The sequence below is a fragment of the Nonomuraea sp. NPDC049714 genome (assembly GCF_044465295.1).
Lineage (GTDB): Bacteria > Actinomycetota > Actinomycetes > Streptosporangiales > Streptosporangiaceae > Nonomuraea.
Genome location: NZ_JBITLM010000002.1, coordinates 1104994 through 1122987, shown reverse-complemented (window position 1 = coordinate 1122987; position 17994 = coordinate 1104994). Strand labels below are relative to the sequence as shown.

Sequence of the window (17994 nt, the reverse complement as noted above, 5' to 3'; positions counted from 1 at the left end):
GAAGGCCGGACAAATGTCAAGATGACACTTCGGTAGCTTCTGGCGCGGAACAGGGGAATTTGTCGTACGCTCCCGTCGTGCTCGATGGGGATGATGAGACCGAAGGTTCCCTTGTGAGAACCGAAGACAGACCGGGAACCCCTGTTTCCTCGCCCCGGCGCTCCCGCATCGGTGATCTACGGATGCGGGATGTCTACCGGGGGCTCGCCGTGGTCGCCGCGCTGGCGGTCGCCGGCGTCGCGGTGGTCATGGCGCTCCCGTCGAGGCCGGACGAGGCCGGCGCCCGGCCGGTCGCCGCGCCATCGGCCGTGCCTGCCTCGTCCGGCCCACCACCGTCCGCCGGCACCGAGCCGATCTCGGCCGTCTCCGCCTCAGCCTCAGCCTCCGCCTCAGCCTCAGCCTCCGCCTCCGCGTCGGCCTCGCCGACGCCCAGCGCCAGCCCGACCGCCAAGCGGACGCCCACCCCCGGCGCGTCGCTCGCCCCCGGCTACACGGCGATGGAGGCCCTGTACGCCGACACACGCGTCCCCAGACTGACCGGCAAGGTCAAGCGCCTGTCCCTGCCCGCCGGGACCAAGCACCTGATCAAGGACAAGCGCAGCGGCCTGGCCGTGCCCAACCTCGGCAAGCCGTGGAAGACCTACCGCGCGGCGCCGTTCACCAGCCGGCAGATGCTGCCCAAGAACCGCCGCGACAGCCGGCGCGGCATGCTCCTGACCTGCCCGCTGCCCATCGAGGCGCAGGAAACCCCGCGCGACACGGCGCTGCTGGCCGCCCGGTGGACGCTCAACCACCACCCCAGGGGCGCCAAGATCCGCTGGCTGGCCTCGCAGCGCGCCAAGGACGGCTGGATGCTGCTCTATCAGGTCACTTACGGCAAGCGCAGCAGCCGGGCGGCCGTCGTGGTATCGGATGGCGGAATGGCGAAGCCGGGACTGGCGTTTGTGACAGTGCCGGACACGCAACGCAACCGCTGGCGCGAGATCAGCCGCATAGTCGCCGGGGTGCGTGACCTGGGTTAGAGCTCATCGACTGCGGCGTGACAGGGGAGTGACTGTGGAACGCGCTGGATCGCCGCAGGTGCCCAACGGCAAGAAGATCAAGCCGCCGTGGCGTGCCGAAGGGCTTCCAGGCACGCCAGGAGGGCGTCCCAAGATCAACTGGTGGCGGTTCGCCATCACGCTGCTGGCGGTCTACGCCGCCTTCTTCTTCGTCTCCTCCTTCTTCGACAGCGCCCCGGTGGAGACGGTCTCCTACACGGAGTTCACCAAGCAGGTGGACGCCAAGAACGTCAAGGAGATCTACGCCACCGGCCTGTCCGTCGAAGGCAAGCTGAAGGCCGCCGCCACCGACCCGGCCAGCGACAACCAGTCCTATACGGAGTTCCGCACCGAGATCCCCACCTTCGCCAACACCGACCAGCTCTCCCAGCGGTTGCAGTCGGCCAGTGTGGAGATCAGGGCCGAGCCGCTCGGCTCCGGCCGCGGCTTCTTCCTCAACCTGCTGCTGTCCCTGCTGCCCGTGCTGCTGCTGGCCGGGCTCTGGATCTGGATCATGCGGCGCGGCGCGAGCATGATGGGCGGCGGCGGGCTCAGCGGCCTCGGCAAGTCCAAGGCGGCCAAGCCGGTCGAGGCCGGTCAGGTGCGCGTCACGTTCGAGGACGTCGCCGGCATCGACGAGGTGGAGAACGAGCTCGTCGAGATCGTCGACTACCTCAAGGATCCCGGCAAGTACCGCAGGCTCGGCGCCAAGCTGCCCAAGGGCGTGCTGCTCGCGGGCCCTCCCGGCACCGGTAAGACGCTGCTGGCCAGGGCCGTCGCGGGCGAGGCCAACGTGCCGTTCTTCTCGGCGAGCGCGTCGGAGTTCATCGAGATGATCGTGGGCGTCGGCGCGTCCCGGGTGCGTGACCTGTTCGAGGAGGCGCGCAAGGTGGCGCCGTCGATCGTGTTCATCGACGAGATCGACGCCATCGGCCGCGCCCGTGGCGGCGCGGGCGGCATCGGCGGGCACGACGAGCGCGAGCAGACGCTCAACCAGATCCTCACCGAGATGGACGGCTTCTCCGGCACCGAAGGCGTGATCGTCATCGGCGCCACGAACCGGCCCGAGGTCCTCGACCCCGCGCTGCTGCGCCCCGGCCGCTTCGACCGCACCGTCCAGGTCGGCCTGCCCGACGCGGCGGGCCGTACCGCGATCCTTCAGGTGCACAGCAGGGGCGTGCCGCTCGAAGGCGAGATCGGCCTCGAACAGCTCGCCAAGATCACCCCCGGCATGACCGGCGCCGACCTGGCCAACCTGGTCAACGAGGCGGCCCTGCTCGCGGCCAAGCGCGGCCGGGAGAAGGTCGGCATGGGCGACTTCGCGGACGCGCTGGAGAAGCTGCAGCTCGGCGCCGCCCGCAGCATCGTGATGCCCGAGGAGGAGCGCACCAGGACGGCCTACCACGAGGCCGGTCACGCGCTGCTGGGCATGCTGCAGGCCGGCGCGGACCCGGTCAGGAAGATCTCCATCATCCCGCGCGGGCGCGCGCTCGGCGTCACACTCTCCACCCCCGACACCGACCGCTACGCCTACGACGAGCGCTATCTGCGCGGCCGCATCACCGGCGCGCTCGGCGGCATGGCGGCCGAGGACGTCATCTACGGCGTCATCACCACCGGAGCCGAGAACGACCTGGAGCAGGTCACCATGATCGCGCGCGGCATGGTCGGCCGCTGGGGGATGTCGGACAAGGTCGGGCCGCTGACCATCCTGCCGAACGACGGCCAGCCGCAGGCCTCGCCCGCCACGCTCGCCATCGTGGACGAGGAGACGCGGCGGATCGTGGACGAGTGCTACGAGCGGGCGGTGCGGATCCTCACCGACAACCGCGACAAGCTCGAAGGCATCGTCGCCGCCCTGCTGGAGCACGAGACGCTGGACGAGGAGAGCGCCTACGCCGCCGCCGGGCTGCTGGGCGCCGAGAAGAAGGCCGAGCCCTTGGCCACCGAGAAGAAGGCCGAGCCTTTGGCGAAGAGTTAGCGCAAGGCCGGAGATAGACACAGGCGGTGCTGGGCACCTTCTCCTGAACGAAGATCGGGGGGACATGCCGTGACACTGACCGACGAGCTTCTCGCAGAGCTCGGCGAACCCGGCCTGGAACAGCTCGCCGGGATGCTCGGCACCGACGTCGGCACGGCCCGCTGGGTCCTTCAGGCGGCCGGGGGGATCATCGTGGCGGGCCTGGCCCGCAGCGCCGCGTACCCGGAGGGCGCCGAGGCGCTGCGCTGCGCGCTGGACGAGCACGTGGACACCGACCCGTTCAACAGCGACGTGGCGTCGCTGACGCGCGACGGCCAGCACATCCTGGCGCACGTGCTCGGCGGCCAGGGCGTCGAGTACGCCGCCGAGGGGCTGGCGCGGCTCGCCGACGCCGACGTGGGCGCCCTCATGAAGGTGCTGCCGCTGCTCGCCCCGATGATCATGTCGCTGTTCGCCGACCGCGCGATCAAGGCCGGCATGGACACCCGCAGCATGGCCGCCGACCTGCGCCGGGAGCGTTCGGCCGGGCCCGCCGGGCTGGAGAACCTGATCGCCGGCGTACTCCAGGGCATCTTCGGCGACACCGTGGCGCCGGCCGCAGGCCGGGAGGGGGCGGGTGACCGGTAAGCTGGGGCGGTGATCGTCCTGGCCTCCGCCTCCGCCGCCCGACTGGCCCTGCTGCGCAGCGCCGGCCTCGACCCCAAGGTGATCGTGAGCGGGGTCGACGAGGAGGCGTTCACCGCCCACTCGCCCGCCGCGCTCAGCCTCGCCCTGGCCAAGGCCAAGGCCGCCGCGGTCGCCGAAGGCCTCGACGAGGGCCTGGTCATCGGCTGCGACTCCATCCTCGAGCTCGACGGCCGCCCCTACGGCAAGCCCGCCACCGCCGAGGAGGTCGTCGAGCGCTGGCGGATGATGCGCGGCAGGACCGGCCGCCTCGTCACCGGCCACTGCGTGATCGACGTGCCGTCGGGCCGGCAGGCCGCCGAGGTGGCCACCACCGTGGTGCACTTCGGGCAGCCCTCCGAGGAGGAGATCGCCGCCTACGCCGCCACCGGCGAGCCGCTCCACGTGGCGGGGGCGTTCACCCTCGACGGGCGCGGCGGCTGGTTCGTCGACGGCATCGACGGCGACCACGGCAACGTCCTCGGCATCTCGCTCCCGCTGCTGCGCACCCTGTTCGACGAGCTGGGCTACACGGTCACCGCGTTCTGGCGCTAGCCTGCCGGGCATGCGATCACTGCGCGACTTCGCCTCCGGCGTCGGTTTCTTCATGCAGGGTGTGGGCTGGGTCGCCAGGAACGGCCGCTGGTGGCTGTTCGGGCTGATCCCGGCGCTGATCGCGTTCGCCGTTTACGTGGTGGCGCTGATCCTCCTCGGCACGAACGCGTCCACACTTGCGGAGTTCCTCACCCCGTTCGCCGACTCGTGGGGCTGGCGTGAGTTCTTCCGCGCCACCATCGCCGTCGCCATCGTGCTCGGCGGCCTGGCGGTGGCGGTGCTCACCTTCGCCGCGCTGACGCTGACCATCGGCGAGCCGTTCTACGAGAAGCTGTCGGCCAAGGCCGACGTGCTGGAGCACGCCGACGAGCAGCCCTGGTGGCGGACCCTGCCGAGGTCCATCAAGGACAGCCTGATCACGCTGGCGTACGTGCTGCTGTTCACCGTCCCGCTGTTCTTCCTCGGCTTCATCCCGGTGGTCGGGCAGACCGTGGTGCCGGTGCTCGGGGCAGCCGTCTCGGGCTTCTTCCTGACGGTCGAGCTCACCACCCTGGCACTGGAGCGCCGGGGGATGGCGCGGAAGGAGCGGTTCGCTCTGCTGCGCCGGAACAAGGCCGCGGCGCTGGGCTTCGGGGTGGTGGTCTTCCTGCTGTTCCTGGTGCCGTTCGTGGCGGTCATCGCGATGCCGGCCGCCGTCGTGGGCGGCGCCCTGCTCGTCCGTGAGCGCCTGGTCCCGGCGTAGGCGGCTGTTTTCCACAGGCTGAACGTCATCGCCGCCGCTCATCCACAGACGGCGAGGTCGGCCCTCGGGGAGCTGCCCCGTTCAGGCACTCTCCTTGTCCATGACGACCAACGCTCACGAGCCCTGCCTCACCCTGACCGGCCCCGCCGACGTGCTGGCCGCCGTGCCCTATCTGGTCGGGTTCCACCCGGTGGACAGCCTCGTCGTGATCGGCCTCGATCACGGCCGGGCCAAGGTGGCGGCCCGGTGGGGGCTGCCGCTGCCGCCGGGCACGCTGGCGCCGCTCGTGCCGCTGTTCGAGCGCGAGGCGGTGAGCGAGGTCGTCGTGGTCGGCTACGGCCCCGGCGAGCACGTCACGCCCGCCGTCGACGAGGCCAGGTCGCTGGCCGCGCGGGCCGGGGTGGAGGTGGGCGAGGCGCTGCGCGCGGACGGCGGCCGGTTCTGGTCCTATGTCTGCGACAGCACCTTGTGCTGCCCGCCCGAAGGCACCGCCTACGATCCGAGGTCCAGCCGGATAGCGGCCGAGGCGACGGTGCGCGGCCTGGTCGCGCTGCCCGACCGCCGGGCCCTGGAGCACACGATCGCGCCCGTCACCGGCCCTGTCCGGGTGGCGATGCGCAGGGCGACCGCCCAGGCCGTGCGCGACCTGCGCTGCCGGCTGATCGCCTGCGCCGACGCCGACGCCTTCGCGAAGGAGTTCACCGCCGAAGCACTCGCCAGGGTCCGCGCGGCGCTGGTCGCCGATGGCCGCCTCGACGACGGGGAGGCGGCCAGGCTGGGCCTGGACCTCGCGGTGATCAGAGTGCGGGACGAGGCCTGGACGCTCCTTGAGGAGAGCCACGCCGGGCTGTGGAAGGACCTCACCCGCCGTCTGGAGCCGTCCTTCGTGCCGGCGGCGGCCTCGCTGCTCGCGATGGCCGCCTGGCGATCAGGGGACAGCATCCTGGCCACCATCGCCCTGGAGCGCGCCCTCACCGCCGACCCGCACTACTCCATGGCCAACCTGCTCATGCACGCCCTGCAGAATCTCATGTCCCCGGGCATGCTCAGCGGACGCCTGCCGACCCCGGCGGAGCTCGACAACGCCATGGGCGAGGCCCGGGCGAGCTGGCTCTTCCCGCTGCTCGACCGGATCGGCGACGACGACCCGCCACCGGGCGTCGATGTCACCTGCGGTTAGTCCAGGTTGTCCTCTTCGCGTCGGCGACGGTCGTTGTAGGCGCGCATGCGCTGGGGATAGCCCGTGAGCTGCACGTCATAGACCGGTAAGGCCAGGTCACGGGCCACCTTGCGGATCACCGCGGGGGAGCCGACCCTGCGCCTGGTCCATTCGCCGTCATCGGCGACGGCGACGGCCGTCGTGTCGGTCGCGAACGTCTCGGGCTCGACGTAGAACTCAACGCCACGCCGCGAACGGGCAAAGGCGATGAGCGCTTCGATGTCGGCGTCCGTCGCCTCTCGATCGAACTTCGCGATCTTCGGGCCACGCCGCCGCCGGAGGCCGTAGCGGTCTCGCCATCTCATGGATCCTTTTTATACCGTCAAGCGGCTCGGCGCGTCGGGGTGATCTAGGGGATACCTCCGGGATTCACCCGATGCCACATTCGCGAGTCGTCACGCAGTATGGGAGATGACTGTCCGACCGAAGGAGAGGCATGGCTCTTATGGCTGGGGTACCCACACCCCCGAAGCCGGGACAGGTGCCGCCAGCACATCTGCGCGTCACCGACCAGGACCGCGAGCACGTCGTCGAGCACGTCCAGGCGGCATACGCGGAAGGCCGCTTCGACAAGCTCGAATTCGACGAGCGCCTGGAGCGCGCCATGACGGCGCGCACGCACGGCGACCTGATGCCCATCATGTCGGAGCTGTACGGCACGAGGTCCGTGCCCCGGCTGGCTCCGCCCACGCCCCTGGCCGGCACGGAGGCGCCGCCCGAGAGCAACGAACGCCTCGGCGCGTCCGCGGCCCACCTGCTCGCCCTCCTCGGGTTCCCCATCATCGGCCCGCTCATCATGCTGCTGACGGGCGGCAAGACCTCGCCCTACATCCGGCGCCATGCCATGGAGGCACTCAACTTCCACCTCACGGTCACGGGCGCCACCTTCCTGCTGCCGTTCACCGTCATCGGCATCGTGCTCCTGCCGGTGATCTGGGTGGCCGCCATCGTCCTGTCCATCGTGGGCGGCGTCGCGGCCCTCTCCGAGACCGCCTTCCGCTACCCGCTCACGGTCCGGCTGATCAAGTAGCCACCTCTTCCGGACTCACAACCCGCCTTCACACGTTGAGGGCGGGTTCGTCGGTTTCTTCGTCGGAGAGTCGTACGCGGGTCTCACGGTCGTGGCGCGCCCGGCGCCGTCCGCGCCGGCGGTGTGGCTCCGGGTGTCCGACGATCTTGGCAGGGTAGGTATGAGCCCGGTGCCGGCCTCGGGGTTGTCCGGTCCATGACCAGTCGCCGGGGACATCCAGGGTGGGCGTCGTGACAACGGAGCGATGGGCATTGGGCGGCGATCTGAGCGTCGCGAGGATCGGGTACGGCGCGATGAAGCTGACCGGTTGGCCGAGGGGCGACAGGCCCAGCAGGGAAACAGCCCTGGCCATCCTGCGCCGGGCCGCGGCACTCGGGGTGAACCACATCGACACCTCGCACTATTACGCGCGTGACGGGGTGGCGGCCAGCGAGTTGATCCGAGAGGCGCTGCATCCCTACCCGGACGACCTGGTGATCGTGACCAAGGTGGGGGTGCTGGTCGAGGGCTCCGACCTCGACCTCCCCGCGGATGAGAAGACCGGCCTCACCCCCGGCAACCTGCGCCGTGGCATCGAGGCGAACCTGCGCACGCTCGGCGTGGACCGCCTGGACGTGGTCAACCTGCGGATGGGCGACCTCGACCGCAGCCGGACACCGCTGGCCGCGCCCCTGGAGACCTTGCTCGAGCTGCGCGAGGAGGGCCTGATCCGCCATCTGGGCATCTCCAACGTCAGCGCCGCCGAGTTCGCCGAAGCCCGCAAGATCGCGCCGATCGTGTGCGTCCAGAACCTCTACAATCTGTCCCGGCGCGATGACGACCGCCTCATCGACGCCTGTGCGGAGGACGGCATCGCCTACGTCCCCTTCTTTCCGGTCGGCGGCTTCTAGCCGCTCGCGGCCGAGCACCTGAACGCCGTCGCCGCCCGCCACCGCGCGACCGCGCCGCAGGTGGCCCTGGCCTGGCTGCTGACCCGATCTCCGAACATCCTGCTCATCCCCGGCACCGGCTCACTGGACCACCTCGAAGAGAACATCGCCGCCGGCACGCTGAGGTTGAGCAAGGAAGACATCGCCGAACTCGTCGGGTAAGGACGGGCCGGACACTCCCGGAGCCAGGCCGACGGGCTTGTGGTGTGGACGGGTCAGAGGTGCCGCACCTTGGCGTAATGGCGGGCCGCTCGTGCTCGGTTGCCGCAGCCGCCTGAGCACCACTCCCGTCGTGTCTCGCGGACGAAGTGCAGCCTGCAGCCAGGCCCCTGGCAGGCGTGCACCTTGTGTCGTGACGGTCCGCCGAACAGGATGATCGCGTCCTCGGCGATCGCGGCGAGCACGGCTGCCACCGGTCGGCCGGCGGTGCACACCACCACCTGGGGTTCGGCTTGCCCAGCAGGCCGGTCGGCGCTGTCCTCACCCGGCCCGTCTGGCCGGTCGGTGCCGTCCTCATGCGCATCGACCTGCTGGTGGGTGCTGTCCTCATGTGCATCGACCGGCTGGTGAGTGCTGTCCCTCAGCTGTTCGGCCGGGTGGGGGGTGTCCTGCTGGGCGAGGCGTAGTTCGTGCCAGCGGGGGGTGTGGCGGGCGTGGTGGTTGAGGGTCGCGACCGCGTCGGGGGCGGGGCCTCGGCCGGATGCGGCTCCGGCCGCCAGGCGGCGGATGGCTTCCCGGGACTCCAGGGCGAGGCGCAGGTCGTCGGGGGTCACGCCGAGCAGGTCGGCGTCCGTCAGGGGGATCGCCAGGCGTGGGCGTACGTCGCGCAGCCAGGCCGCGAGGTGCTCGACGGTCTCCAGGCCCTCCCTGGGATGGCCGCGTACCGCATAGGCGGTGTTGCCGAGTTCGATCGGCAGCGGCTCGCCCAGGAGTGGGGCTCCACCACTGGTGAGATCGGCGACTTCCATGCTTCTAACGGTACCGGCCGTTTGACTCCGTGAGAAACATGCGCAACTATCTAACGGAAGGCATGCACGTCATCCATTAGAAAATTTCGGAGGCTCAGTATGAGCACGCTCAAGACAGGTCATGTCGGCCTGAACGTGACCGATCTCGCCCGTTCGACCGCCTTCTACCGTCAGGTCTTCGGCTTCGAGATCCTCGGAGAGCAGATCGAGGGCGCACGCAGGTTCGCCTTCCTCGGCCGCGACGGCACCCTGCAGGTGACCTTGTGGCAGCAGAGCGAGGGAGCGTTCGCCACGAACCTGCCCGGACTGCACCATCTGTCGTTCCAGGTGCCCGACCTCGAAGCCGTGCGGCACGCCGAGGCCGTCCTGCGTGATCTGGGCGCGGAGCTGGTCTACGACGGGATCGTTCCGCATGGCGAAGGCGCGTCCTCCGGTGGTGTGTTCTTCACCGACCCCGACGGCATCCGCCTGGAGATCTACGCCCCGGCCGGCGTCGATGCCGCGCCGGCGCCCACGCAGGGCGCGCCGACCTGCGGGTTCTTCTAAAGCCAGGGATCCCGGGCCGACGCGGCCCGGCCTCGACCAAGGAGCGTCATGCGTCACGAAGGCGAACAGCTCGTGCAGCGCCGCGCCGGCGTCACCGCCGACCGCTTGGGGTCGGCCGGTGTGCGGGCCGCCATCCCGACGGTGGCCGCGGAGTTCCTCAGCCGGCAGCGCATGCTGGTGATCGCCGCGGCCGCTGACGACGGGACGGTCTGGGCCGGCCTGCTCACCGGCCCGGAAGGCTTCACCACCGCGCCCGACCCCCGTACCGTCGTCGCGAACCTGTCGCCAGGCGACGGTGATCCGCTCGCCGGGTGCTTCGACACCGAACGCGACATCGGCATGCTCGCCATCGACCCGGCCGGCCGCCGGAGGATGCGGGTCAACGGCAGAGCCCGTAAGGACGGCGACCGGCTGCTCGTGCACACCGAGCAGGTGTACGCGAACTGCCCGAAATACATCCAGACCCGTACGGTGACCGAAGAGGACCCGCCCACGGCGACCACGACGGCGCACACCACCCGCACGCTGGACGCCGACCAGCTGCGGTGGATCGGCGCGGCCGACACGTTCTTCGTCGCCACCCACGCGGCCGGGCTGGGCACAGACGTGTCACACCGCGGCGGTAACCCCGGCTTCGTCACCGTCACCGGCGACCGGCGGCTCACCTGGCCCGACTACGTCGGCAACTCGATGTACATGACGCTGGGCAATCTTGAGCTCGATGCGCGCTGTGGCCTGCTGTTCGTCGACTGGGAACGTGGTCACACGCTGCACCTGACCGGCCGTGCCCGCGTCGACTGGTCGCCGGAGCGAGCCGCGGCGGTGCCCGGCGCCCAGCGGCTGGTCGACTTCGACGTCGAACAGGTCGTCCAGGTCACGGGCGCCACCCGGCTGCGCTGGTCGTTCGGCAGCTACTCCCGCTTCAACCCCGCCCGGAAGGACTCATGATGCGCGTCGCCGTCGACAAGGCGCTCTGCCAGACCCACGCCCAGTGCGTCTTCGCCGCCCCCGAGGTGTTCTCCCTCGATGAGGACGACGAGCTGGTGTACGACGCCACGCCGGACGCCGCCGATCAGCGTGCCCTCGACGAGGCCGTCCGGGTCTGTCCCGTACAGGCGATCGTCGTGGACTGGGACTGAAAGCCGGATGACCCGCCCGGCCACTGACCGTCCGCGACCGCCTGCTCACCCTTCGCCTACGATCGTCTCAAGATCGCCCGCGCAGGCTGCCCGATCACCGCACGTTGAGCACCAAGGAGTACGCATGACGCGTCCGCCTGTCCCGCCCTTCACCGCCGAGACCGCCCAAGCCAAGGTCCAGGCCGCCGAAGACGCCTGGAACACCCGCGACCCCGAACGCGTGGCCCTGGCCTACACCCCGGAGTCGGTCTGGCGTAACCGCGACCAATTCGTCACCGGCCGCGAAGAGATCGTCGCCTTCCTGACGCGTAAATGGGAGAAGGAGCTCGACTACGCGCTCCGTAAGGAGTTGTGGGCCTTCACCGGCGACCGCATCGCCGTGCGCTTTCAGTACGAGTCGCACGACGCCGACGGGCAGTGGTGGCGCAGCTACGGCAACGAGTTGTGGGAGTTCGACGAGAACGGGCTGATGGCGCGCCGGGAGGCGAGCATCAACGATCTCCGGATCACCGCCGCGGAGCGCCGGATTCTCGGCCCACGCCCGCAGAACGAGCACGGCCTGCCGTTCCCCCTCGCCTGACCGGCCGCAGGCTGCGAGCCGAGGTCAAGGCGCGATGTGGTTGCGCAGGGCCAGCTCGTCCGGGTACGGGCGGAAGTAGGTCTGCTCTTCCAGATAGGCCGCCTTCTCGCCGCGTGCGTGGTGGCGGAGCAGCGCTGCCGGCACGCTGAGCGCCACCTGCCTGTCCCGGTACGACTCGATCACGTCGAGGAGGTCGTCACGGCGGAGGTCGTCCAGGTCGAGCATGCCGAGGCAGTGCTGCAGGGCGTTCACATGGCGTCCGACCGTCGTCCTGTGGGCCAGCGCCCGCTGGAACGCCTCGGCGTACTCTACAGCGAGCTCGTCGCGGGGACGGGTGCCGGACGCGGCGGCCAGGCGGCCCGTCTCCTGGTAGGACGTGTGGGACATGATCTGCATCTTGTGCCTGGCCTGGAAGGCCATCAGGTCGCGTGGCCGCCAGTCGCCGTCGAGAAGGGCGCGGAGCCGGGCGTGCGCGAAGACCCGCTCGACGAACGCCTCACGCAGGACCGGGTCGTGCAGCCGCCCTTCGTCCTCCACCGGCAGCAGGGGGCGGGCCTCCAACACCGCGGCGGCGAACACGCCGCGCTGCCGATGGTCGACGACGGTGCGGTCCCGGTGCAGTGCCACGCCGTGGACTCCGCAGCTCGGGCTCCTGGCCTTGAAGACGTAGCCGTCGGCGTCCAGCCGGGGGATGCGGGAGGCGGCCAGCGCGTTGATCGACTCGGTGTGGTCCTGGCGCGTCCTGCCGGCGATGAGCCGGGCGCCCTCCGGCGACTCCTCGAGGTGGAGCGTGTCTCGGGGCGTGCCCAGCCCGATCTCCATCTCCGGGCAGACGGGCACCCAGTCGACATGCTCCGAGAGCAGGTGGCGCAGGAAGCGGTCCTGGCTGTGGCCGCCGTTGTACCGCACGGGAGCGCCGAGCAGGCAGCTCGAGACGGCGATCCGCGGCCGTGAACTGTCCCCCATGTCTGCCCCCTTCCCCGAACCGCCGCGGCGACGCGACCCTGGGGCATCACCTGACCGGTGTCAGACCATCAGGGAACGGACGGTCTCCACCGTGTCGGCATCCTCGGGACGTTTGTCGGGGCGGTAGCGAAGGACACGGGCGAAGCGCAGCGCCATGCCGCCGGGATAGCGCGGCGAGCGCTGCACGCCGTCGAAGGCGATCTCCACCACCAGCTCGGGGCGGAGGGGGACCGTCCACTCGTCGGCGGGGCCGTCGGCCAGCTCGAGGAAGCGCTCGGTCTGCCAGGCGAGGAGCTCGTCCGTCAGACCCTTGAAGGTCTTGCCCAGCATGACGAAGCCGCCGGTCTCGGGGTCGCGGGCGCCGAGGTGGAGGTTGGACAGCTTGCCTTCGCGGCGGCCGTGACCCCATTCGGCGGCCAGGACGACCAGGTCGAGGGTGTGCCGGGGCTTGACCTTGATCCAGCCGGCGCCTCTGCGGCCCGCGGCGTAGAGGGAGGTGAGCGACTTGACCACCAGGCCCTCGTGGCCCGCCTTGATCACCTCGGTGAAGTATCCCTCGGCCGCCGTCACGTCGGAGGTGACCAGGCGGGGGGTGAGCAGGCCCGGCGGGACGGTCCGGGCGAGGATCGCCTGCCGCTCGGAGTAGGGGAGGTCGAGCAGGTCGGCGCCGCCGATCCGGAGCGCGTCGAAGAAGAACACGTGCAGCGGCGTCTCCTCGCGCAGCCGGACGACGTCGATCCTGCTGCGGGTGCGGGCGGCCGTCACCTGGAAGGGGTGCGGGCGGCCGTCCGGCCGCAGGGCGATCACTTCGCCGTCGAGCACCAGGTCGTCGACGGGCAGCGCCAGCACGGCCTCCACCAGCTCGGGGATCTGGGCGGTGATGTCGTCGAGGGTGCGGGTGAACACCTTGACCTCCGTGCCGGAGCGGTGGGCCTGGACCCGGATGCCGTCGAGCTTCCACTCCAGGGCCGCCGGGGCGGCGGCCTTCTCCAGCGCGGCGGCGACATTGGGGGCGCTGCCGGCGAGCATCGGGGAGACGGCACGGCCCACCTCCAGCTTGAAGGCCCGCAGCCGCTCCACCCCGCCGGCCAGCGCGGCCGCGCCGACCGCGGGCAGCCAGCCGCGCAACGTCAGCGCTCGCCGCACGTCGGCGGACGGGGCGCCGGACGCCTTGGCGATCGCCTCGATCATCACGCCGTCGAGCGCGCCCTGCCGCAGCTCGCCGCCCAGCAGCTTGAGCATGAACGCCTGCTCCTGGCTGGTGAGCCCGGCGAACAGCTGCGTCACCAGGGCCTTGCGGGCCGCCTGCGAGCCCTGGCCGGACACCGCCTTGATCTTGCTCAGCAGGGCGTCGACGTCGGTGAGCGTGGCCGTGGCGGCCAGCTTGGGGCCCGGCAGGTCCTGCAGCCCGCGCCAGCCCACGCCGACCTGGCGCTGCGGCAGCTCGCCCGACAGGTAGGCGATGGCGATCTCCGCCTCGTCGGCGCCCACCCGGCCGAGCAACTCCGCCAGGTGGCCGACCTTGCCGAGCCGTGCGGACGTGCGCGTCACCGCTTCGGACACCCGGACCACGTCGATCAGAAGCACACCGCTATGGTGCCTCACCCCGGCGACAATTCCGCAACCTGGGCAGCGCCGTAATCAAAGCGCCGTGATCGAAGCGCCGTGATCGAAAGGCCCCTGTTCGGCCCGGGGCGAAGGGGCCGGGGAGTGGGCAGGGTTTGGCACCGCAGGGGTCCGAAGGGGCCGGGGAGTGGGCAGGGCCTGGCGCCGCAGGGGTCCGGGTCCTGCCCACTGGGTGGTGGGTCAGCGTACGCCGAGGAGGTCCACGACGAAGATGAGCGTCTCACCCGGCTTGATGCGGGCGCCGGCGCCGGCGTTGCCGTAGCCGAGGTGCGGCGGGATGACGAGCTTGCGCCGGCCGCCGACCTTCATGCCCGCGACCCCCTGGTCCCAGCCCGCGATGACCCGGCCGCCGCCGAGCGGGAACTCGAAGGCCTGGCCACGGTTCCACGAGGCGTCGAACTCCTCTCCGGTGGAGAAGGCGACGCCGACGTAGTGGACGCTCACGGTGTGACCCGGCTTGGCCTCGGGGCCGTCCCCCACGACGATGTCCTCGATCTTCAGCTCGGCGGGCGGGTTGCCCTCCGGGAAGTCGATCTCCGGCTTCTCGAGTGCCACGAAGTGCTCCTGATGACGATGGGAATGAACCCGACGACTCTATGCGGTCGGGATATGGTCATCGTCCATGGCCGCCCTTTCTCCCGATGCGATCCTGCTCACCGGACGCGTAGCCGTGGTCACCGGAGCCGCCCGGGGGATCGGCCGGGCCATCGCGGAGGCGTTCGAAGCCTTCGGCGCCCAAGTCGCGGTCTGCGACCGGGACAAGCCACGCCGTGACCGGGACCAGCCACGCCGTGACCGAACGGACCAGGGCAAGGGTGGCGCCCTGGCGATGACGCTGGACGTGCGGGACCCGGTGGCGGTGGAGGTGTTCGCGCGGGCGGTGGCCGAGCGGTGGGGCCGGGTGGACGTGCTGGTCAACAACGCGGGCGGGACGTTCCACGCCCCGTTCGCGGACGTGTCGGCCAAGGGCGAGCGGACCTTGATCGAGGAGAACTTCACCCAGGTCACCGGCATGATCCGGAGCATGCTCCCGCTCATGGGCGCGGGCGCGTCGATCATCAACGTCACCTCCAGCGAGGCCCATCAGGCGGCCCCCGGGTTCGCCGTCTACGCGGCCATGAAGGCGGCGCTGGAGAGCCTGACGAGGTCGCTGGCACTGGAGCTGGCTCCGCGCGGCATCCGGGTGAACGCGATCGCCCCCGACGCCCTGCCCACGGAGGGGGAGTCGGGGGTGCGGGAGAGCATGCCGGCCGGCGAGTTCGATCCGGTACGGGTTCCGCCGCTCGGCCGGCTCGGCGACCCGGGTGACGCGGCGGGCGCGGCGGTCTTCCTGGCCGGTGACCTGGCCAGGTTCGTCACGGGCGCCACCGTGCACGTGGACGGCGGCATCCACGCGGCGGGCGGCTGGCGGCGCGTCTGACGGTCACCGGCTTCTGAGGGTCACCGGCTTCTGGCGGTCACCAGCTCTGGTGCAGCGGCATGCCCTCCGCGTAGCCGGACGATCCCTGGATGCCGACGACCGCCCGCTCGTGGAACTCCTCCAGGTCCGCGGCGCCCGCGTAGGTGCACGAGGAGCGCAGCCCGGCCACGATGGCGTCGATCTGGTCCTCCACACTGGGCCGCCGTGGGTCCAGGTACATCCGCGAGGTGGAGATGCCCTCCTCGAACAGCGCCTTCCTGGCCCGGTCGAACGGGCTGTCCTCGGCGGTGCGCAGCCGCACGGCGCGTGCGGAGGCCATGCCGAAGTTCTCCTTGTACTTGCGGCCGTCCGCGTCGGTGCGGGCGTCGCCCGGCGACTCGTAGGTGCCGGCGAACCAGGAGCCGATCATCACGTTCGCCGCTCCGGCCGCGAGCGCGAGCGCCACGTCGCGCGGGTGGCGCACGCCGCCGTCGGCCCACACGTGCCGTCCCAGCCGGCGGGCCTCGGCCGAGCACTCCAGAACGGCGGAGAACTGCGGCCGGCCGACGCCGGTCATCATCCGGGTGGTGCACATCGCGCCGGGCCCGACGCCGACCTTGATGATGTCGGCGCCCGCGTCGACCAGGTCGCGCACCCCGCCGGCGGTCACCACGTTGCCCGCCGCGACCGGCACACCGGGGTCGAGCGCGCGCACGGCCGTCAAGGCGGAGATCATCTTGTCCTGGTGGCCGTGGGCGGTGTCGACGACCAGGCAGTCGACGCCGGCTTCCAGCAGTTCCTTGGCCTTGGCGGCGACATCGCCGTTCACGCCGACGGCGGCGGCCACCCGGAGCCTGCCCTCGGAGTCGAGCGCCGGGGTGTAGAGGGTGGCACGCAGCGCGCCGGTGCGGGTGAGGATGCCGACCAGGCGGCCGTCGCCGTCCACGATGGGCGCCAGGCGGTGGCGGCCGTCGTGCAGCCGGTCGAAGGCGGCGCGCGGGTCGAGCCCGGCGGGCAGGGTCAGCAGTTCGCTGGACATCACCTGGGCGAGCTGGGTGAACATGTCCACGCCCTGGCAGTCGGCCTCGGTCACCACGCCGACCGGCCGGTTGTCCCAGTCGACGACGATGACGGCGCCGTGCGCGCGCTTGGGCAGCAGGCGCAGCGCCTCGCCGACGGTGTCGTGGGGGGTGAGGGTGAGGGGGGTGTCGTGCACCAGATCGCGCTTCTTCACCCAATCGATGACGTTGGCGACGACGTCGAAGGGGATGTCCTGCGGAATCACGGTGATGCCGCCCCTGCGCGCGACGGTCTCCGCCATCCGGCGACCGGCCACCGCGGTCATGTTGGCCACGACGAGCGGGATGGTGGTGCCCGTGCCGTCGTGGGTCGAGAGGTCCACCGCGAGCCGGGAGGTGACCGCCGAGCGCGACGGGACCATGAACACGTCGCTGTAGGTCAGGTCGTACTGCGGTTCCGTGCCGTTCAAGAATTTCACGTTCATCCATCTTATGAGGTGACAGGGTCACCAAGGGATTTCCCCCTTTCTCGGTGGCTTATGATCGGCCGGGGTACTTATGGGGGATGGAGAGGCGTGTGGACGTCACAAATCGGGACGAAGTGATCGTCGTCGGCTTTGCCGTACGGACCACGAACGCCGACGAGCTCGACCCGGCACGGGCGAAGCTGCCCCCGCTGTGGCAGCGGGCGGGGGCTCCGGGCGCGTTCGCGCACGTGGCCGGCCGCGTTGACGAGCGCCTGTACGCGGTGCTCACCGACTACGAGAGCGATCACCACGGCGCCTACACGCAGATCGTCGGCTGTGCCGTGCGCACGGTGCCGCGGCTGCCCGAGGGCATGGTCGCGGTGCGCGTGCCCGCGGCCCGGGTGCTCAAGGCCGAGGCGCGCGGGCAGATGCCGCAGGCGATCGTCGACGCCTGGCAGCGGGTGTGGAAGCACACCGAGTCCGGGGGCACGCCCGCCCGGTCCTTCACCACCGACCTGGAGGTGCACCACCCCGACGGCGCCGACCTCTACGTGGCCGTCTAGCGGCCCGTCATCCCCAGCGCGGCCAGCGCCGCCTCGACGGCGACGGGCCGCACCTCCGCCGTCGTCAGGTGCGCGTACACCACCGTGCAGTCGGCCATCCCGCCGAGCGCCACGGTCGCCCTGATGTGCTGCTCCTGTGTGATCTCGGGGCCCAGCAGCAGGGAGATGATCTCCCGCCGCCAGGCGAACATGCGCTCGGCCAGGTCGGTGTGGGACAGGACCGCCAGGTCGCGCACGAGCATGACGATGATGTCGCGGTGCTGCCAGCTGAGGTCGAAGTAGTCCTCCAGCAGCTCCCGGGCGTCACCCGGTTCGAGGTCGGCCACGAACCGGTCCATGTCGTCCACCAACGGCTGGATGATGCTCCTGACGAGGTCCTCGCGCGAGGCGAAGTGGTAGTAGAGGGCGGGCTTGGTGATGCCCAGCTCGTCGGAGATCTGGCGCAGGCTGGTCTGCTGCACGCCCTGCCGTACGAACAGCTCCCGCGCCACCGCCTGGATGCGCGCCTTGGTGTCACTGGGCCTGGCCATGGACTCACCCTAACGCTTACCTATCGTTAAGT

20 protein-coding genes and 1 pseudogene are annotated in these 17994 nt (G+C 70.9%); 14 read left to right on the top strand and 7 right to left on the bottom strand.

From position 1 onward, the window contains the following. Nucleotides 1-182 precede the first annotated feature (182 nt). From ACIBQX_RS12480 to ACIBQX_RS12455, 6 genes are all read left to right on the top strand, one after another. Nucleotides 183-1022: a hypothetical protein gene (locus tag ACIBQX_RS12480; RefSeq protein WP_397003554.1), complete on the top strand. Its 840-nt coding sequence runs from the start codon at nt 183-185 to the stop codon at nt 1020-1022. 34 nt (nt 1023-1056) lie between these two features. Then, nucleotides 1057-3021, top strand: a complete 1965-nt coding sequence (gene ftsH, locus ACIBQX_RS12475) for an ATP-dependent zinc metalloprotease FtsH (RefSeq protein WP_397003552.1) — start codon at nt 1057-1059, stop codon at nt 3019-3021. A 69-nt stretch (nt 3022-3090) separates the two neighbouring features. Then, nucleotides 3091-3648: a DUF937 domain-containing protein gene (locus tag ACIBQX_RS12470; protein ID WP_397003550.1), complete on the top strand. Its 558-nt coding sequence runs from the start codon at nt 3091-3093 to the stop codon at nt 3646-3648. Between the two features lie 9 nt (nt 3649-3657). Next, the gene (locus ACIBQX_RS12465) at nt 3658-4239 is read left to right on the top strand and encodes a Maf family protein (RefSeq protein ID WP_397003548.1); all 582 of its coding nucleotides are present in this window, start codon (nt 3658-3660) and stop codon (nt 4237-4239) included. A 10-nt stretch (nt 4240-4249) separates the two neighbouring features. Then, a complete protein-coding gene (locus ACIBQX_RS12460; RefSeq protein ID WP_397003546.1) occupies nt 4250-4981 on the top strand; it encodes an EI24 domain-containing protein in 732 nt (243 codons plus the stop codon). Nucleotides 4982-5081: 100 nt separating this feature from the next. Next, nucleotides 5082-6161 (top strand): DUF4192 domain-containing protein, encoded by a 1080-nt coding sequence (locus ACIBQX_RS12455; RefSeq protein ID WP_397003544.1) that lies wholly within the window; start codon nt 5082-5084, stop codon nt 6159-6161. Here the strand turns inward: ACIBQX_RS12455 and ACIBQX_RS12450 are convergent. Then, entirely contained in the window at nt 6158-6505 is a 348-nt protein-coding gene (locus tag ACIBQX_RS12450) for a hypothetical protein (RefSeq protein WP_397003542.1), read from the bottom strand. The two genes, ACIBQX_RS12455 and ACIBQX_RS12450, sit on opposite strands and share 4 nt — an antisense overlap. A 131-nt stretch (nt 6506-6636) precedes the next feature. Between ACIBQX_RS12450 and ACIBQX_RS12445 the strand changes: the two genes are divergently transcribed. Together ACIBQX_RS12445 and ACIBQX_RS12440 are read left to right on the top strand one after the other, a co-directional pair. Then, complete coding sequence (locus ACIBQX_RS12445; protein WP_397003540.1) at nt 6637-7230, top strand: DUF1707 and DUF4870 domain-containing protein; 594 nt, start codon at nt 6637-6639, stop codon at nt 7228-7230. 221 nt (nt 7231-7451) lie between these two features. Beyond that, nucleotides 7452-8321 (top strand): annotated as a pseudogene (locus tag ACIBQX_RS12440) (oxidoreductase). A 53-nt stretch (nt 8322-8374) separates the two neighbouring features. Here ACIBQX_RS12440 and ACIBQX_RS12435 read toward each other — a convergent pair. Continuing rightward, nucleotides 8375-9127: a CGNR zinc finger domain-containing protein gene (locus ACIBQX_RS12435; protein ID WP_397003538.1), complete on the bottom strand. Its 753-nt coding sequence runs from the start codon at nt 9125-9127 to the stop codon at nt 8375-8377. A gap of 99 nt (nt 9128-9226) precedes the next feature. Here ACIBQX_RS12435 and ACIBQX_RS12430 point away from each other — a divergent pair, with 99 nt between their 5' ends. The 4 genes from ACIBQX_RS12430 to ACIBQX_RS12415 all read left to right on the top strand — a co-directional run bounded on the left by ACIBQX_RS12430 (nt 9227) and on the right by ACIBQX_RS12415 (nt 11392). Further along, nucleotides 9227-9673: a VOC family protein gene (locus ACIBQX_RS12430; protein WP_397003536.1), complete on the top strand. Its 447-nt coding sequence runs from the start codon at nt 9227-9229 to the stop codon at nt 9671-9673. Between the two features lie 48 nt (nt 9674-9721). Beyond that, nucleotides 9722-10621 carry a pyridoxamine 5'-phosphate oxidase family protein gene (locus tag ACIBQX_RS12425; protein ID WP_397003534.1) on the top strand — a complete coding sequence of 300 codons (900 nt, stop codon included), beginning with the start codon at nt 9722-9724 and terminating at the stop codon, nt 10619-10621. Further along, nucleotides 10618-10812, top strand: coding sequence for a ferredoxin (locus ACIBQX_RS12420; RefSeq protein ID WP_397003532.1), 195 nt, complete (start codon nt 10618-10620; stop codon nt 10810-10812). Before ACIBQX_RS12425 ends, ACIBQX_RS12420 begins: the two co-directional genes overlap by 4 nt. Before the next feature lie 124 nt (nt 10813-10936). After that, a complete protein-coding gene (locus ACIBQX_RS12415; protein WP_397003530.1) occupies nt 10937-11392 on the top strand; it encodes a DUF1348 family protein in 456 nt (151 codons plus the stop codon). A 24-nt stretch (nt 11393-11416) separates the two neighbouring features. Here ACIBQX_RS12415 and ACIBQX_RS12410 read toward each other — a convergent pair whose 3' ends face one another. The 3 genes from ACIBQX_RS12410 to ACIBQX_RS12400 all read right to left on the bottom strand — a co-directional run bounded on the left by ACIBQX_RS12410 (nt 11417) and on the right by ACIBQX_RS12400 (nt 14539). Then, nucleotides 11417-12358 (bottom strand): YbgA family protein, encoded by a 942-nt coding sequence (locus ACIBQX_RS12410; RefSeq protein ID WP_397003528.1) that lies wholly within the window; start codon nt 12356-12358, stop codon nt 11417-11419. 60 nt (nt 12359-12418) lie between these two features. Further along, nucleotides 12419-13945 carry an ATP-dependent DNA ligase gene (locus ACIBQX_RS12405; RefSeq protein ID WP_397003526.1) on the bottom strand — a complete coding sequence of 509 codons (1527 nt, stop codon included), beginning with the start codon at nt 13943-13945 and terminating at the stop codon, nt 12419-12421. 219 nt (nt 13946-14164) lie between these two features. Beyond that, nucleotides 14165-14539: an FKBP-type peptidyl-prolyl cis-trans isomerase gene (locus tag ACIBQX_RS12400; RefSeq protein WP_397003524.1), complete on the bottom strand. Its 375-nt coding sequence runs from the start codon at nt 14537-14539 to the stop codon at nt 14165-14167. Nucleotides 14540-14606: 67 nt separating this feature from the next. Here ACIBQX_RS12400 and ACIBQX_RS12395 point away from each other — a divergent pair, with 67 nt between their 5' ends. Further along, nucleotides 14607-15404 carry an SDR family oxidoreductase gene (locus ACIBQX_RS12395; RefSeq protein ID WP_397003522.1) on the top strand — a complete coding sequence of 266 codons (798 nt, stop codon included), beginning with the start codon at nt 14607-14609 and terminating at the stop codon, nt 15402-15404. 37 nt (nt 15405-15441) lie between these two features. Here the strand turns inward: ACIBQX_RS12395 and ACIBQX_RS12390 are convergent, their stop codons facing one another. After that, entirely contained in the window at nt 15442-16881 is a 1440-nt protein-coding gene (locus ACIBQX_RS12390) for a GuaB1 family IMP dehydrogenase-related protein (RefSeq protein ID WP_397003520.1), read from the bottom strand. A 98-nt stretch (nt 16882-16979) separates the two neighbouring features. Between ACIBQX_RS12390 and ACIBQX_RS12385 the strand changes: the two genes are divergently transcribed. Continuing rightward, on the top strand, nt 16980-17432 hold the full coding sequence (locus ACIBQX_RS12385; protein WP_397003518.1) for a GyrI-like domain-containing protein: 453 nt from the start codon (nt 16980-16982) through the stop codon (nt 17430-17432). On the opposite strand, the gene ACIBQX_RS12380 is transcribed toward ACIBQX_RS12385, so the two are convergent. After that, complete coding sequence (locus ACIBQX_RS12380) at nt 17429-17962, bottom strand: TetR/AcrR family transcriptional regulator (RefSeq protein ID WP_397003516.1); 534 nt, start codon at nt 17960-17962, stop codon at nt 17429-17431. The genes ACIBQX_RS12385 and ACIBQX_RS12380 overlap by 4 nt on opposite strands. Nucleotides 17963-17994 lie beyond the last annotated feature (32 nt).